The 14,410-nt window shown below is 59.7% G+C and carries 15 protein-coding genes; 6 read left to right on the forward strand and 9 right to left on the reverse strand.

The window, feature by feature from the left end:
- Positions 1-18: 18 nt before the first annotated feature.
- Entirely contained in the window at positions 19-1,218 is a 1,200-nt protein-coding gene (locus tag ACW5XC_RS04425) for an HD-GYP domain-containing protein (RefSeq protein ID WP_042052952.1), read from the forward strand.
- Between the two features lie 18 nt (positions 1,219-1,236).
- On the opposite strand, the gene ACW5XC_RS04430 is transcribed toward ACW5XC_RS04425, so the two are convergent.
- Together ACW5XC_RS04430 and fsa are read right to left on the reverse strand one after the other, a co-directional pair.
- Positions 1,237-1,416, reverse strand: coding sequence for a hypothetical protein (locus ACW5XC_RS04430; protein ID WP_042052953.1), 180 nt, complete (start codon positions 1,414-1,416; stop codon positions 1,237-1,239).
- A 131-nt stretch (positions 1,417-1,547) separates the two neighbouring features.
- Entirely contained in the window at positions 1,548-2,201 is a 654-nt protein-coding gene (gene fsa, locus ACW5XC_RS04435; protein ID WP_042052954.1) for a fructose-6-phosphate aldolase, read from the reverse strand.
- Between the two features lie 128 nt (positions 2,202-2,329).
- On the opposite strand from fsa, the gene ACW5XC_RS04440 reads away from it, so the two are divergent.
- From ACW5XC_RS04440 to ACW5XC_RS04455, 4 genes are all read left to right on the forward strand, one after another.
- Complete coding sequence (locus ACW5XC_RS04440; protein WP_042052955.1) at positions 2,330-3,226, forward strand: glycyl-radical enzyme activating protein; 897 nt, start codon at positions 2,330-2,332, stop codon at positions 3,224-3,226.
- Positions 3,227-3,278: 52 nt separating this feature from the next.
- Positions 3,279-5,711: a formate C-acetyltransferase/glycerol dehydratase family glycyl radical enzyme gene (locus ACW5XC_RS04445; RefSeq protein WP_042052956.1), complete on the forward strand. Its 2,433-nt coding sequence runs from the start codon at positions 3,279-3,281 to the stop codon at positions 5,709-5,711.
- 94 nt (positions 5,712-5,805) lie between these two features.
- Positions 5,806-6,552, forward strand: coding sequence for a DeoR/GlpR family DNA-binding transcription regulator (locus ACW5XC_RS04450; RefSeq protein ID WP_042052959.1), 747 nt, complete (start codon positions 5,806-5,808; stop codon positions 6,550-6,552).
- A 127-nt stretch (positions 6,553-6,679) separates the two neighbouring features.
- Positions 6,680-8,530 (forward strand): extracellular solute-binding protein, encoded by a 1,851-nt coding sequence (locus tag ACW5XC_RS04455; protein ID WP_042052722.1) that lies wholly within the window; start codon positions 6,680-6,682, stop codon positions 8,528-8,530.
- A gap of 94 nt (positions 8,531-8,624) precedes the next feature.
- On the opposite strand, the gene ACW5XC_RS04460 is transcribed toward ACW5XC_RS04455, so the two are convergent.
- Positions 8,625-9,017, reverse strand: coding sequence for a DUF2750 domain-containing protein (locus ACW5XC_RS04460; protein WP_005334204.1), 393 nt, complete (start codon positions 9,015-9,017; stop codon positions 8,625-8,627).
- Positions 9,018-9,176: 159 nt separating this feature from the next.
- Complete coding sequence (locus ACW5XC_RS04465) at positions 9,177-9,725, reverse strand: hypothetical protein (RefSeq protein ID WP_042052721.1); 549 nt, start codon at positions 9,723-9,725, stop codon at positions 9,177-9,179.
- Positions 9,726-9,970: 245 nt separating this feature from the next.
- On the opposite strand from ACW5XC_RS04465, the gene ACW5XC_RS04470 reads away from it, so the two are divergent.
- Positions 9,971-10,219 carry a TIGR02647 family protein gene (locus tag ACW5XC_RS04470; RefSeq protein WP_005334209.1) on the forward strand — a complete coding sequence of 83 codons (249 nt, stop codon included), beginning with the start codon at positions 9,971-9,973 and terminating at the stop codon, positions 10,217-10,219.
- On the opposite strand, the gene ACW5XC_RS04475 is transcribed toward ACW5XC_RS04470, so the two are convergent.
- The 5 genes from ACW5XC_RS04475 to pdhA all read right to left on the reverse strand — a co-directional run bounded on the left by ACW5XC_RS04475 (position 10,206) and on the right by pdhA (position 14,184).
- Positions 10,206-10,511 (reverse strand): hypothetical protein, encoded by a 306-nt coding sequence (locus ACW5XC_RS04475; protein WP_042052720.1) that lies wholly within the window; start codon positions 10,509-10,511, stop codon positions 10,206-10,208. The genes ACW5XC_RS04470 and ACW5XC_RS04475 overlap by 14 nt on opposite strands.
- A 90-nt stretch (positions 10,512-10,601) precedes the next feature.
- Positions 10,602-10,811, reverse strand: a complete 210-nt coding sequence (locus tag ACW5XC_RS04480; RefSeq protein WP_005302803.1) for a cold-shock protein — start codon at positions 10,809-10,811, stop codon at positions 10,602-10,604.
- Between the two features lie 208 nt (positions 10,812-11,019).
- Positions 11,020-12,120: a dihydrolipoamide acetyltransferase family protein gene (locus ACW5XC_RS04485; protein WP_042052719.1), complete on the reverse strand. Its 1,101-nt coding sequence runs from the start codon at positions 12,118-12,120 to the stop codon at positions 11,020-11,022.
- Positions 12,117-13,103 (reverse strand): alpha-ketoacid dehydrogenase subunit beta, encoded by a 987-nt coding sequence (locus ACW5XC_RS04490; RefSeq protein WP_021231077.1) that lies wholly within the window; start codon positions 13,101-13,103, stop codon positions 12,117-12,119. Before ACW5XC_RS04490 ends, ACW5XC_RS04485 begins: the two co-directional genes overlap by 4 nt.
- Complete coding sequence (pdhA, locus tag ACW5XC_RS04495) at positions 13,096-14,184, reverse strand: pyruvate dehydrogenase (acetyl-transferring) E1 component subunit alpha (RefSeq protein ID WP_042052718.1); 1,089 nt, start codon at positions 14,182-14,184, stop codon at positions 13,096-13,098. The genes ACW5XC_RS04490 and pdhA overlap by 8 nt, the downstream gene beginning before the upstream one ends.
- Positions 14,185-14,410: the final 226 nt, after the last annotated feature.

Raw genomic sequence — 14,410 nt, forward strand, 5'->3', positions numbered from 1 at the left:
AAGAGTCAGGAAGCCTTCATGAAGTCTCAAGCATCCTATCCCGTCATTCCCGTCAACCAGCTGAAACCCGGCATGTATGTCATTGCTATCGCCAGCCAGACAGGTGGGATGGAGATCGCCCAGATGGGCTTGGTGACCAGCGTGGCGCAAATTACCAATCTGGTGCGTCAGGGGGTGCTCACGGTACGCATCGATCTGGCTCGCAGCAAACTGGGCAGTGCCGAGAGTGACGCCGTTACCTCCCCCGATCTCAATGCCAACAGCGCCCAGGTAGGGCGCCGTGCCAGTGCCAACGGCGAAGGACGGGAGCTTAAAATCCGCCGCCTCTATCAGGAAGCGCGCGAGCTGCAAGGCAAGTTCATTCGCCACCTCAAAGCGGGTGAACCCATCGACATCACCCCGCTGGCCGAAGTCGCCGAAGAGATGGTGGACACCATGTTCACCCACGGCGATGCCATGCTCTGTCTGGCTCGTATTCGCGCCAAGGATGCCTACCTGATGGAGCACTCCATGAACGTGGCCATTCTGCTGGCCAACTTCGGCCGCTATCTGGGACTGGAGCGCAGCGTGCTCAAGGAGCTGACCCTGGGTGGCCTGCTGCACGACGTGGGCAAGATCATGACCCCGGACGAGGTGCTCCACAAACCGGGCAAGCTGACCGATGAGGAGTTCGCCATCATGCGTCAGCATGTGGTGCACAGTTACGAGATCCTCAGCAATACCCCGGGCATCACCCCCACCATGCTGGAGGTGGCCGCCAACCACCACGAGCGGCTCGATGGCTCCGGCTACCCGCAGCGACTGAAGGGGGAGCAGCTCTCCCTCTATACCCGGATGAGCGGCATCGTCGATGTCTATGATGCCATCACCGCGGATCGGGTCTACAAAGCAGGTATGCAGCCGACCCAGGCCTTCCGCATTCTGCTCAAGGGGATCAATCAGCACTTTGATGCCGAACTGGTTACCAAGTTCATCAAGTGCATGGGGGTCTATCCGGTGGGAACCCTGGTACAGCTCTCAAACCAGCGCCTGGCTATCGTGATGCAGCGCAACGAGCAGCAGCCGCTCAAGCCAGTGGTCAAAGTGATCTATCACGCCACCCAGCGTCACTACCTCGAGGTACAGTGGCTGGATCTGGCCAAATCAGGGGTGCAGGAGAGCATAGAAAACACGGTCGACCCCAAAGAGTTTGGCATCAACCTCGCCAACTTCTTCTAAATCTCTCATCTCAGATATTCATGATTGGCGCTGGCTGTCGAGCCAGTGCCGGATCAGAAACTCCTCATCCAGCGGCGAGAGATCAAAACGCAGGCTGGCCTCTTCAATGGCGGCGATATCGTGCTGATGATGATCGCTGAGCCAAAGCACCGCACGACGCAAATCTTCACCATGGGGGAGCAGCAGATGGTCGCTCATGGGATACCTCCGGTAGACTGCAGGGCGGCCAGCGAATGTAGCCACCTCTTTCCAGTCTAGTCGGTCAATCCCCATCACCCGCGCTTCTTCACCCTCCCCCCTCAATCATGGCAATCAGCTTATCATCGGTATCAGCGACCGAAGGCGCGCTGCCAATCCTGATCAAACTTCACCAGCGCCGCATCCACTGCCGGTACGTTCAGCAACTGCTCGGCCACGTCGAGCGGCAAGGTGATCGATTGGCAACCCGCCAGCAGGCAATCGAGCGCCTGACGGGGAGTACGGAATGACGCCGCCAGCACCTTGCTGTTCGGTGCGTGCAGCGCAAGCAGCTGTTGCAGCTCCTGCACGGTGGCGATGCCATCACCGCCTTGGGCATCCAGTCGATTGACATAAGGTGCGACATATTCCGCCCCCGCTACCGCAGCCAGCCAGCCCTGCAACGGGGTATAGACCGCCGTGCCCAAAGTCGGCACACCGTTGGCTGTCAGGCTCTTGATGGCAGCCAGCCCCTCTGCGCATACCGGGATTTTGATCACCAGATCCGGGTCCAGCTCACGCAGAGCGAACGCCTCGCGCACCATCTCGGTTTCGGTTTTGGCCATCACCTGGGCAAACAGGCGCGCCTTGGGCCCCAGCACGTCGCGCAGGGCGGGCAGCAGCTCACAGAGCGGCAATCCCCCGGCGGCGGTAATGGAAGGATTGGTGGTGACACCGGCCAACGGCAGGATCCGTGACCAGCGACGCACTGCCACCACATCGGCGGTATCGAGATACAGCTCCATCTCTAACTCCTTAACGGGATGTTCAATCTGTCGCCATTTTAGCCAGATAACATCCGCAATTTAGTTGATCGAAATCAAATCAGCTTTCGAACGAAAGCAAATAGAATGCAAATACAAAAGGAGGCGGTATGATTTTCGACCTGCAACGCTATTCAACTCACGATGGCCCCGGCATTCGCACCCTGGTATTTCTCAAGGGGTGCTCGCTGGCCTGTCGCTGGTGTCAAAACCCGGAAAGCCGCTCTCCCAAGCCGGACATACTACTCGACCGGCGCCAATGCATCGAGGGATGCCGGCTCTGCAGCGATGCCTGTCCGGCAATCTTGCGTGACAGCCAGGGTGTCCAGCTCGTCCGCTCAACCCTCGGCAATCAGGATGTGGAACGGCTGCGCGGCCTCTGCCCCAGCGAAGCGCTGCAGGTGTGCGGCCGGGAGGAGAGCCTGGACACCCTGATGGCCACCATCTTGCGGGATCGCCCCTTCTTCGAGCGCAGTGGCGGCGGAGTCACCCTCTCTGGCGGCGAACCCTTCATGCAGCCCGAATTTGCTGCCGACCTGCTGGCCCGCTGCAAGGCCGAGGGACTGCATACCGCAGTGGAAAGTTGCCTGCACGTGCCCTGGCACCAGATTGAGCCAAGCCTCCCCCATCTCGACCTGCTGCTGGCGGATCTCAAGCATGTGGATAAGAAGCGCTTCTTCGACTGGACCCGCGGCAAGGTCGCCCTGCCCCTGGCCAACCTCAAGCGTCTGGCCGAGCGCGGCGTGGCCATGCAGATCCGGGTGCCGCTCATTCCCGGCTTCAATGCCGACCGCGCATCCATAGAGGCCATTACCCGAGCTGCCGCCAGCCTTGGCACTGTGCAGGAGATCCACTTTCTCCCCTACCACACCCTAGGCGCAGGCAAATACGCCCTGCTCGACCAACCCTATCAGGCCCCCCTGCTGCCACTCGATGACCCGGCACTGCTCGCCTTTGCCCATGAGTGTGCCCGTGCGCAGGGGCTGACCCCGCTCACCCGGGGCTAGCAGCACCCCATGACATCAGCCACTCACTGCCCAATGACCAGAGGATAAGACCATGACCCAGCTCGACCTCACTACCCTACCCCCGCGGATCCGTGCCCACAAGGAGAGCCTGATCCACATCGTCCAACCGCCGGTCTGTACCGAGCGCGCCCGTCACTACACCGAGGCCTATCAGGCCCATCTGGCCCGGCCACTGCCGGTGCGCCGCGCCTTGGCGCTGGCCCACCACCTCAAGGAGCGCACCATCTGGATCAAGCACGACGAGCTCATCGTCGGCAACCAGGCCAGTCAGGTGCGGGCGGCGCCGCTCTTTCCCGAATACACGGTGGGCTGGATAGAGAAGGAGATCGATGAGCTGGCTGACCGCCCCGGCGCCGGCTTTGCGGTCAGCGAAACCGACAAAGATATCATCCACGCCCTCACCCCCTTCTGGCGCGGCCAGACGGTGCAGGATCGCTGCTTCGGCCTCTTTACCTACGAACAGAAAGCACTGCTGGAGAGCGGCATTATCAAGGCCGAGGGCAACATGACCTCGGGGGATGCCCACCTCGCGGTCAACTATGAGGAGCTGCTCACGCTGGGGCTCGATGGCTTCAAGGCCAAGGTGGCCGAGCGGCGCAGTCGGCTGGATCTGGCGGACTGGGCCGACCTGCAGCGCGAGCAGTTCCTGCACGCCGTCGCCATCACTCTGGATGCGGTCAGCGCTCACATCTCGCGCTACGCCGCACTTGCCCATGATATGGCAGCACAAGAATCTCGCCCCGAGCGCCGAAACGAGCTTGAGACCATCGCGCTCAACTGCGCCCACATCGCCCACCAGCCCCCCGAGACCTTCTGGCAGGCGCTGCAGCTCTGCTACTTTATCCAGCTCATCCTGCAGATCGAATCCAACGGCCACTCGGTATCGTTTGGCCGGATGGATCAATACCTCTATCCCTGGTATCGCCGCGAGGTGGAATTGTCGGAATCCCTGCCTCGGACGCGCGCTATCGAACTGCTGCAAGGGTGCTGGCTCAAGTTGCTGGAGGTGAACAAGATCCGCTCCGGCACCCACTCCAAGGCCTCCGCCGGCAGCCCGCTCTACCAGAACGTCACTATCGGTGGCCAGAACTGGCGGGATGGCAGTGCCCATGATGCTGTCAACGGCCTCTCCTACGCGATTCTGGAGTCCTGCGGCCAGCTGAGATCCACCCAGCCCAACCTCTCGGTGCGCTACCACGCCGGGATGAGCGAGGATTTCCTCGACGCCTGCATTCAGGTGATCCGCTGCGGCTTCGGCATGCCCGCCTTCAACAACGACGAAGTGGTGATCCCCGAGTTCATCAAGCTCGGAGTAAGCGTGGAGGATGCCCACCACTACGCCGCCATCGGTTGCATCGAGACCGCCGTGCCCGGCAAGTGGGGCTATCGCTGCACCGGCATGAGCTTTATCAACTTCGCCCGCATCCTGCTGGCCTCTCTTGATGGCGGCCGCGATGCCACCACCGGCAAGGTATTCCTGTCCCAATCCCAGTCGCTGCGAGACGGGAGCTTTGGCAACTTTGACGAGGTGATGGCCCGCTGGGATGAGCAGGTGCGCTACTTCACCCGCAAATCCATCGAGATCGACTGCGTGGTCGACAGCGTGCTGGAGGCTCAAGCCCATGACATCCTCTGCAGCACCCTGGTGGATGACTGCATCGAGCGCGGCAAAACCATCAAGGAGGGGGGCGCCGTCTATGACTGGGTCTCCGGTCTGCAGGTGGGGATCGCCAACCTCGGCAACAGTCTGGCGGCCCTGAAGAAACTGGTGTTCGAGCAAGGGATTGTGGATCAGCAAGAGCTGGCTGCCGCACTGGAGCAAGATTTTGCCGGGCTGGCGGGGGAGCAGCTGCGCCAGCGCCTCACCAATGCCGCCCCCAAATATGGCAACGATCTGGACGAGGTTGACCTGCTACTGGTGCAGGCCTACCAGAGCTACATCGACGAGCTCAAGGGGTTGCACAACACCCGCTTCGGCCGCGGCCCCATCGGCGGCACCTACTATGCCGGCACCTCCTCCATCTCCGCCAACGTGCCCTTCGGTGCCGCCACCATGGCCACCCCGGATGGTCGCCGTGCCCGCACGCCGCTGGCAGAAGGGGCCAGCCCCTCGTCGGGTTCCGATCGTCTCGGCCCGACGGCGGTGTTCAACTCCATCGGCAAGCTGCCCACGGCGGCCATCCTCGGCGGGGTGCTGCTCAACCAGAAGCTGAGTCCGGCGAGCCTTGAGAACGAGCGGGACAAGGCCAAACTGATGAGCCTGCTGCGCACCTTCTTCGAGGTGCACAAGGGGTGGCACGTGCAGTACAACATTGTCTCGCGGGAGACCTTGCTGGCGGCCAAAGCCAATCCGGATCAGTACCGGGATCTGGTGGTACGGGTGGCGGGCTATTCGGCCTTCTTCACCGCCTTATCCCCGGATGCGCAAGATGATATCATCGCCCGCACCGAGCACAGTCTCTGACGGGGCGCCCCCATGGCGCCAGTGACGTCATATGATTGGCAAGCCACCCCACGGGTGGCTTGCCGCTATCCACCACCTTGCATGTGAGCGCACCATGAATCCACGCCACCAACTGATCCTCACTCTGGTCCATCAGGCTCGCAAGATGAGCGTGAGTGAACTCTCCCGACACACAGGCGTGTCTGAGGTGACGGTGCGCAACGACCTCACCGCGCTGGAGAAGCAGGGACTGCTCAGACGGGTACACGGCTCGGCCATGGCGCTGGAGACCGATGACCCGGATGCCCGGATGAACATCAATTACCTGCTCAAGGAGCACCTCGCCGAGCGGGCCGCCCAGCTGGTGGAAGATGGCGAGACGGTCTTTATCGAGGGGGGCAGCGCCAACGCCATGCTGGCGCGACATCTGGCCCTGCACAAACGGGTCACCATCATCACCATCAGCAGCTATATCGCCCATCTGCTCAAAGATACCCCGGCTCAGGTGGTGCTGCTCGGCGGGCTGTTCCAGCATCAGAGCGAGAGCGTGGTGGGGCCGCTCACGCGCCTTTGCATCGAGCAGGTGCACTTCTCCAAGGCCTTTATCGGGGTCGACGGTTTTCATCCCGAGATGGGTTTCACCGGCCGCGACATGATGCGGGCCGACGTGGTCAACAGCGTGCTGGCCAAGGGGATGACCAATGTGGTCATCACCGACAGCAGCAAGTTCGGCGCCATCCACCCGAGCCAGCTTGGCGCGCCGGGCCAGATCAACGTGCTGGTTACCGACGATGCCCTGCCCGTCCCCATGCGGGCAGCCATCGCGGCCAGGGGGATCATCCTGCACTGCGTTGCGGCCTAGGCCGCCCGCTAATTCACGCTATTTCATTGACCTGACAGGATAAAATTCTCATGATGAGCCAGTCCCCATCGGGACTGACATCACCAGTGCGTGATCTGCAGGAAGCAGACTTCAGGAGAGCAAGGACATGCCATCGACCATCACCGCCGGGGAGCGCCGACTCTCCCCTATCATTCGCGCCACCGCCATCACCCTAGCCCTGTGCTGGAGCCCGTTTGGCTGGAGTGCCACGCTGCCCGCTGACTTGAAGTGGGAGAGCAACAACCAGGATCCTCTCTATGCCGATCCGGCCGCCAAGCGCGGCGGCACCTTTCGCACCTTTATGACCAGCTTCCCCCTGACCCTGCGCAAATATGGCCCCGACTCCAACGGCGGCTTTGCCGGTTACGTGCGGGAAACCAACCTGCCACTGCTGAGCACCCACCCCGTCACCGGCAACCCCATGCCGATGCTGGCAAACGAGTGGGCCTTCGGCGCCGACAACAAGACCCTCTATTTTCGCATCAATCCCAAAGCGCGCTGGTCAGACGGCCAACCGGTGACCGCCGATGACTGGCTCTTTACCCTCAAGATGATGCGCAGCAAGGAGATCAACGACCCCTGGTACAACAACTACTACAGCACCCAGATAGCCGATATCACCAAGTTTGATGATCACACCCTGGCCATCACCAGCGGTACCGAAAAGAGCCGCCAGGATTTGCTCGAGTCACTGCCCATCAGCCCGGAGCCGAGCCACGCCATCAAGCTCACCGCCAACTGGGTCAAGGAGTACAACTGGAAGGTGTTGCCAGTCACCGGTCCTTATCAGATCGATCAGGTGAAAAAGGGCAAATCGGTCACCTTCAAACGGATTGAAAACTGGTGGGGGGATGACGAGCGCTACTTCCAGCATCGCTTCAATCCTGCGCGGATCGAGATCAAGGTGCTCAGGGATCTGAACATCGCCTGGCAGCACTTCCTGCGCGGCGATCTCGACACCTTCCCGCTGGTGATGCCCAACTGGTGGCACGACAAGACCAAAACCGCGGAGTTCGAGAAGGGTTATATCGCGCGTACCTGGTTCTACAACCAGACCCCGCAATCGCCAATGGGGCTCTATCTCAACACCGCAGATCCGCTGCTGAATAATCTAGATGTGCGGCTAGGGATCCAGCATGCCCTCAACCTCGACAAGATGCTCACCACCCTGCTGCGGGGGGATTACCAGCGACTCAACAGTTATGGCTCAGGTCAGGGTGAGTTTACCAACAGCGAGATCAAGGCCCGTCCGTTCGATCCCAAACTGGCACGGGAATACTTTGCCAAGGCAGGCTTTAACAAGGTAGGGCCACAGGGGATTTTGCAAAACGACAAGGGGCAGTCACTGACCCTCGCCATCACCTACACCACCGCAGAGCATGCCCAGCGGCTCACGCTGTTGCGGGAAGAGGCCAAGAAGGCGGGGCTTAATCTGGAGCTCAACCTGATGGATGCATCGGCCGGTTTCAAATCGATGCTGGAGAAAAAGCACCAGAGCGCCTGGATGGCCTGGGCGGGCAGCCGCTATCCCGCCTATTGGGAGTTCTTCCACAAGGTCAACGCCAACAAGCCCCAGACCAACAACATCATGAACATCGATGACGATGCCATCACGGCTCTGGTGGAGCAGTATGACAAGGAGTTCGACTTTGCCAAAAAGGCGGCCCTGTCACGGCAGATCCAGCAGCGGCTCTATGAGCTGGCAAGCTTCGTCCCCGCCTATCAGGTGCCCTACACCCGGGAAGGCGCCTGGCGCTGGATAAAACTGCCAAAAGTACCTGCAACACCCAAGAGCGAGCAGCTTTACTGGCCTCTTGGGGGCGACAACAGCGGTTACAGCTATGGCGGTCTGCTGTGGATTGATGAAGAGCTAAAATCCGAGACCAGGGCAGCCATCAAGATCGGCAAGACTTTCCCGGCCGAGCCCATCATCGACACCACTTATCGCCAGCCCTGATAGCGACAACTCATTTGGCAAACAGACCTAAAACAAAGACCCCACCAGATAGCAGGGTCTTTGTTGGCAACCGGTGTTGCGAATCGAGCGGTTATCAGCCGCGTTTGGCCTGCTTCTCGGCAATGGCGTCAGCCACGTCAGCCGGCTCCAGCACGATGCCTTCCTGATCCGGGGTCGGGAACACGGCAACACACAGCTCGTCCTGCTCCATACCGTCAACCCAGCGCTCCAGCCATACCTTCAGGGTGATGGACTGCGGCTTGCAATCGGCCCACTCGCCTTCAGCCCACGCCTTGGCGTACTCCGGGTGCGGCCATACCGGGATGCAATCTTCATCGTCGGTGGTCAGCATCATGACGCCATGCTCGTCAGTCAGGACGAACAGCTCTTCATGCTCGACCAGCTTGCTGATGAAGTGATCGTAACGGTAATCAGCGTTCAGTTGCAGCGCGGCATTGCGCTCGGTGTCGCTCAGTTCATAGCTCATTGGCCAAGTCTCTCTCTCGATAAAGGGCGCCATGTTCACATCTTGTCGTCAGCTTGTCCAGCTTGCAGCCCCTTGGCACCGGATGGGGAGGGCAATGACGCCAATAAGGATAGAGCAGCCTCCTCGATAACGAGACCGCCAGCCATCATATTGCCCCTTTTACAGCGCAGGGGTGATCAGCTCCACATCAGGCTGCTCGCTCAGCTTTTGCCGCAGCCAGTAGGCGGACTCCACTTCGACAAAGCAGAGCAGATCCCGGCCATTGGCCGCCATCGCTATCAGCTGCTCAAAACGCAGCTGTTGTTGTTGCTCCCAGGCGGCAGCGAGTTTGGCACCGTGGGCTTCATCCACCACTTCGCGACGCAGCTCGAACAGGTTATCGGTGATCGGGCTGTTGATCTTGGCGGCGGTGTGCCAGTACATCAGCAGGTTATCCATCATCTCGCTGTCGTAGTTGGCCAGTGCATCCAGCTCGGGCGTATCACCGCTGTCGCTGGCGGCAAAATCACACCAGCCCGCATCGAGTGACGCCAGCTCATGAGCCCCCTTGGCATGCTTGCGCAACAGTGCAATGTCGGCCCCCTTGCGTGCAGGCAACCACACCTCGCCCTGATGGGCATCCAGCAGGGACGTCAACGAAGCAGCGGGGTAAACCGGAAAGCGGGCACAAAGTGAATGCAGCAGGGATACCAGAGTGATCTTGACCATGAGCGATACCTTGAACAGGGCGAACAGCCACCAATAGACCGTCCGATATAAAGAAGAGCCCTATCCTACCACGTTTGGTCCGGCTCGGTCCTTGGCGAAGCTGTCAGCCAACCATCTGATTACGCCGAAAAAAACAGCATTTGAAACGCAGCATCCAGTCAAAGATCAATAATTTGAGCCAGCGCCCACTAAAGTGGATCTGGGGATGCTAGTTTGCATACATCTTTAGCGTAAGGAGTAAATCCATGATTGGGATCGACCAGGTTTCTAACGAATTCGTGAACGATTTGAAAATACTGGCATGCTTTGATCCGGCCAACATGAGCCTGGGGATTAAATTACGCAGCGATATGTCTGAAGAGTTGTGCCAAGCGGCAGCCCGTCTGCATCAACAGGGGCTCATCAGCGCAGAAGATGGCGGCTATCTCACCCCGTTTGGCATGACCATGGTTGAACACCTGCAACATCTGCTGGTCGCACTCAAACCGCTTTGACCGGCTGTGGTGCCCAGAGTGAAAAGTTGAGTAGCTCCCAGCGCTCCCCTTGGTGAAGATGACAGGCAAACAGCAAAGGACCTTCGGGTCCTTTTACTTTGCCATCCACCAGCCACTCCCCCTCCCTTTCAGGCACCAGTCGCGCATTCACCTCATCAGGTTGCAGCGCAGCGCCTATTCGGACCTGGACAAATTGCTGGCAGATCACCTGCGCTTCCATCGCCGATTGAACCGGTACCGGCGCATCGGACGTCGGAGTCAAGGTGGCAGCAAGCAGGAACGATAGCAGCATGATTCAGCACATGGGAGTCAGTAGCAAAAGCCAGATAAACAAAAAGCCGTGGCACCAGAGGTACCACGGCTTTCTTAAATTCTGTAAGAATTACAGAGCGGTTACGTTCTCAGCCTGCGGGCCTTTCTGACCTTGGGTCACAGAGAACTGTACGCGCTGACCTTCAGCCAGGGTACGGAAACCGTTACCTTGAATGGCGCTGAAGTGAACGAAAACGTCCGGGCCGTTTTCTTGCTGGATGAAGCCAAAACCTTTGGTTTCGTTGAAAAACTTAACGGTACCGGTGATCATGTTAGACATATCTTTTAAACCTGTATTCAAAATAATTACTTATGCTTTTCAGCGGGTAAAGCTCAAAAAACGGGATTAACTTATGAACAACAGGACAAGATGTGAAACATCGTATTCATTGACATAACTATCGCCCTTTCAAGCTGGTTTGGATTATACGTGGCTTTGTAGATTACGCAAACAAATTTGTGCCCTGCCAATGACAGGGCACAAACCGTTATAAGGTGGCCGCTTCCAACGCTTCGACCAGCGCTCTGAGAAAACGAGCCGCCTCCCCGCCAGTACAGGCTCTGTGGTCAAATGTCATCGACAGCGGCAATGCCCTGACGGGGCGAGCCTCCCCATGGATGAACACCACTTTTTCGAACAGTTTGCCTGCCCCTATGATGGCCACCTGCGGCGGCGTGACGATGGGGCTGGCATAACGGCCTGCGATGGCGCCGAAGTTGGTGAGCGTAATGGTCGCCCCCTGCAACATCTCGCGCGGCACGGCGCGCGCCTTCACATCGGCGATCATCCGATCCAGCCCCTGCCGGATATCCGCCCCCTCCCGCTCGGCCACGTTCTCCATCACCGGCACATAGAGGCCATGTTTTGAATCCACCGCGATGGCTACATTGACCTCTTTAAACAGACGCCGTGACAGGGTGTCGCCATCGAACCAGGCGTTCATCGAGGGCTCGGCGCAGCACGCCACGCCAATGGCCTTGATAAGGCGCACCGTCACATCCTCATCAGGCCGCCAGTGACGCAAATCCACCTCGTCGGTGATGCTGACCGGCACCACAGTCTGATGAGAGAGCTCCATCGCCTTGGCCATGGCCCTCCGCGACCCTTTGAGGAATTCGTTGCCACTGCTCTGCTGGCCCTCGAATGCCTGCTGCACATCCAGCTCGGTCACCATGCCGCCGCTGCCACTCCCCTTGATCCGCTCGATATCCAGACCCAGTTTTTGTGCCAGCAGGCGCACGGCAGGCATGGCTTGCACCAGCGATCCCCCCGGGGCAATGGCCCCCACCACGAAGTGATCCTCGATATGTTGCTGATGGGCGCTCACCTTGCCCACCACGGTGCCATCATCTTCGCCCCCCTCGAACTCCACCAGCGGCGCACCGATATGGAGGATATCCCCCTCGGCGCCACAGAGACGGGCAATCACCCCGGCCACCGGAGAGGGCACATCCACCAGCGCCTTGGCCGTTTCCACCGACAAAAGCACCTGATCGACCGCAACGGTATCACCGGTACTCACCTTCCACTCGACGATCTCGGCTTCGGCCAACCCTTCACCCAGATCCGGTAATTTGAAAAATTTCATAGCCACTGGTTCTCCATCAGCTGGTGAGCGGCATCGGCGATATCCTGCTCGGTGATGAGGTAATACGCCTCGTTGCGATAGTAGGGGACGGCGGCATCCACCCCGGTCAACCGTTTGGGTGGCGCCTTGAGGCTGGGAAGTGCCTGCTCGGTCACCCGCGCCACAATTTCGGCCCCGACCCCGAAGCTGCCACACGCCTCGTGTACCACCAGTAAACGGCCGGTCTTGCGTACCGAGGTGAGGATGGTCTCCATATCCAGCGGCTTGATGGTGGCCAGATCCAGCACCTCGCACTGGATATCCTGCTCGGCCAACAGGTTCGCCGCCCGCATCACCTCCTGAATGCAGGCTCCCCAGGCCACTACCGTGATATCCCGGCCCGGGCGCAGGGTAAAGCAGACATCCAGCGGCAGGCCGACACCGTCATCCACCACCTCGGATTTCATCGAGCGATAAATGCGGTCCGGTTCGAAAAACATCACGGGATCCGGATCGCGGATGGCCGAGAGCAGCAGGCCATAGGCGCGTCTCGGGCTGGAGGGGATCACAACTCGCAGCCCTGGAATATGAGCAAACAGCGCCTCGACACTTTCGCTGTGATGCTCCGGCGAATGGATGCCCGCGCCATACGGGGAGCGATAGACAAGGGGACAGGAGAGGCGGCCACGGGTACGGTTTCGCATCCGCGCCGCCTGACAGATGATCTGCTCCATACCGGGGAAAATGAAACCCTGAAACTGGAACTCAGCCACCGGCTTGAGCCCCTGAGTGGCCATACCGACCGCCACCCCGGCGATCAGCCCCTCGGCCAGCGGCGTGTCGATCACCCGCTTAAAACCGAACTTGTCGCGCAGGCCAACGGTGGCGCGAAACACCCCGCCGTTGACCCCCACATCCTCGCCCAGTACCACCACATCCGGGTCGTGTTCCATCTCGTAGTGAAGGGCCATGTTGACCGCTTCCAGCAGACTGATCTCACTCATGGCCAACCTCCTGCTTCATCCCCTTGGCAATCACTCGCTCGCGCTGGGGCATGAGTTCGGCGGGCAGGCTGGCGTAGTGATAATCGAGCATCGCCTCCGGCGGCTGGGGCGCCATCGCCTCATAACGGGCGACCGCCTGTTCTACCTCTCGGGTAGCCTCCGCCAGCAGGCTCTGCTCCTGCTCTTCATCCCACCAGCCTTTGCTATGCATAAACTGGCGCAGCCGCTTGACCGGCTCTTTCGCCCAGGCGGCCTCGACCTCGGCCCCATCTCGATAGCGAGTGGCATCGTCGGCCGTGGTGTGATCGCCGAGGCGATAACTGACCGCTTCTATCAGGGTCGGCCCCTTGCCGCTGCGGGCCCGCTCGACGGCACTGCGGGCGGCATCGTAGACCGCAACCACATCGTTGCCATCCACCTGCAGGCTGCGCACCCCTGCACCAATCCCCTTTTGGGCCAGCGTAGGAGCGCTCGATTGCAGCTTGCGCGGCACCGAGATGGCCCACTGGTTGTTGTTGACGATGATCACCATCGGCAGGTGCCAGACACCGGCGCAGTTGAGCCCCTCCAGAAAATCCCCCTTGGAGGTGCCGCCGTCACCGATGGTGACCACGGCAACCCGCGGTTGATTACGCAGTTTGAAAGCCGAGGCAATACCGCAGGCGTGGGTGATCTGGGTGGCGATGGGAACGCAGATGGGGAGATCTTCAGAGGGAGTCCCATCGGGTTTGAGAAAATAACTGCCCCGCTCGTCACCGCCCCAATATTGCAGGTTCTTCTCCATCGGCACGCCCCGCACATAGAGGGTGGGCATGTCCCGATAGTAGGGAACGTAGACATCCTGCGGCTGCATGGCGAGCCCAATGCCAATCCCCACGGCTTCTGCGCCGAGATGGGAGGGAAAAGTACCGAGTTTGCCGGTTCGTTGCAGCGCAATCGCTTTTTTGTCATAGCTGCGCACCATCACCATATTGCGGTAGAAGGTGTGCAGTATCGCCTTGTCCAGCCAGGTCGGTAAGGTGGCGACCGGGCACCCTTCCGCATCGAGGTAACGAAGGAAAGGGATGTCGACATGGGTCATAACTGGCTCCTTGCCGTTGTGAGCGTCACCGATGCTGGTGACACCTAGATGTAAATACCTTGTTAAATAAAAAGCAAAGGGATTTACTCAGGTAAGACCAGTAGAAACTTCTTTAAAGTAACGAAGGAGCTGAATTTTCGGCGATGAGTGGCAAGGTATGCCGTAAATGGTGCAACTTTGCAGCACTGAACGCAGGATGCCAAATGTGAAAAAGGGGAGCCTTGCT

Source organism: Aeromonas sp. 25-AL00135, assembly GCF_054052385.1.

What these genes read in the sequence shown, in the direction of transcription:
- ACW5XC_RS04465 (WP_042052721.1), bottom strand. Translation starts at nt 9,725, where the DNA reads ATGGTCAAGATCACTCTGGTATCCCTGCTGCATTCACTTTGTGCCCGC.
- pdhA (WP_042052718.1), bottom strand. Translation starts at nt 14,184, where the DNA reads ATGACCCATGTCGACATCCCTTTCCTTCGTTACCTCGATGCGGAAGGG.
- ACW5XC_RS04460 (WP_005334204.1), bottom strand. Translation starts at nt 9,017, where the DNA reads ATGAGCTATGAACTGAGCGACACCGAGCGCAATGCCGCGCTGCAACTG.
- ACW5XC_RS04485 (WP_042052719.1), bottom strand. Translation starts at nt 12,120, where the DNA reads ATGAAATTTTTCAAATTACCGGATCTGGGTGAAGGGTTGGCCGAAGCC.
- ACW5XC_RS04455 (WP_042052722.1), top strand. Translation starts at nt 6,680, where the DNA reads ATGCCATCGACCATCACCGCCGGGGAGCGCCGACTCTCCCCTATCATT.
- ACW5XC_RS04470 (WP_005334209.1), top strand. Translation starts at nt 9,971, where the DNA reads ATGATTGGGATCGACCAGGTTTCTAACGAATTCGTGAACGATTTGAAA.
- fsa (WP_042052954.1), bottom strand. Translation starts at nt 2,201, where the DNA reads ATGGAGCTGTATCTCGATACCGCCGATGTGGTGGCAGTGCGTCGCTGG.
- ACW5XC_RS04440 (WP_042052955.1), top strand. Translation starts at nt 2,330, where the DNA reads ATGATTTTCGACCTGCAACGCTATTCAACTCACGATGGCCCCGGCATT.
- ACW5XC_RS04480 (WP_005302803.1), bottom strand. Translation starts at nt 10,811, where the DNA reads ATGTCTAACATGATCACCGGTACCGTTAAGTTTTTCAACGAAACCAAA.
- ACW5XC_RS04445 (WP_042052956.1), top strand. Translation starts at nt 3,279, where the DNA reads ATGACCCAGCTCGACCTCACTACCCTACCCCCGCGGATCCGTGCCCAC.
- ACW5XC_RS04430 (WP_042052953.1), bottom strand. Translation starts at nt 1,416, where the DNA reads ATGAGCGACCATCTGCTGCTCCCCCATGGTGAAGATTTGCGTCGTGCG.
- ACW5XC_RS04475 (WP_042052720.1), bottom strand. Translation starts at nt 10,511, where the DNA reads ATGCTGCTATCGTTCCTGCTTGCTGCCACCTTGACTCCGACGTCCGAT.
- ACW5XC_RS04450 (WP_042052959.1), top strand. Translation starts at nt 5,806, where the DNA reads ATGAATCCACGCCACCAACTGATCCTCACTCTGGTCCATCAGGCTCGC.
- ACW5XC_RS04490 (WP_021231077.1), bottom strand. Translation starts at nt 13,103, where the DNA reads ATGAGTGAGATCAGTCTGCTGGAAGCGGTCAACATGGCCCTTCACTAC.
- ACW5XC_RS04425 (WP_042052952.1), top strand. Translation starts at nt 19, where the DNA reads ATGAAGTCTCAAGCATCCTATCCCGTCATTCCCGTCAACCAGCTGAAA.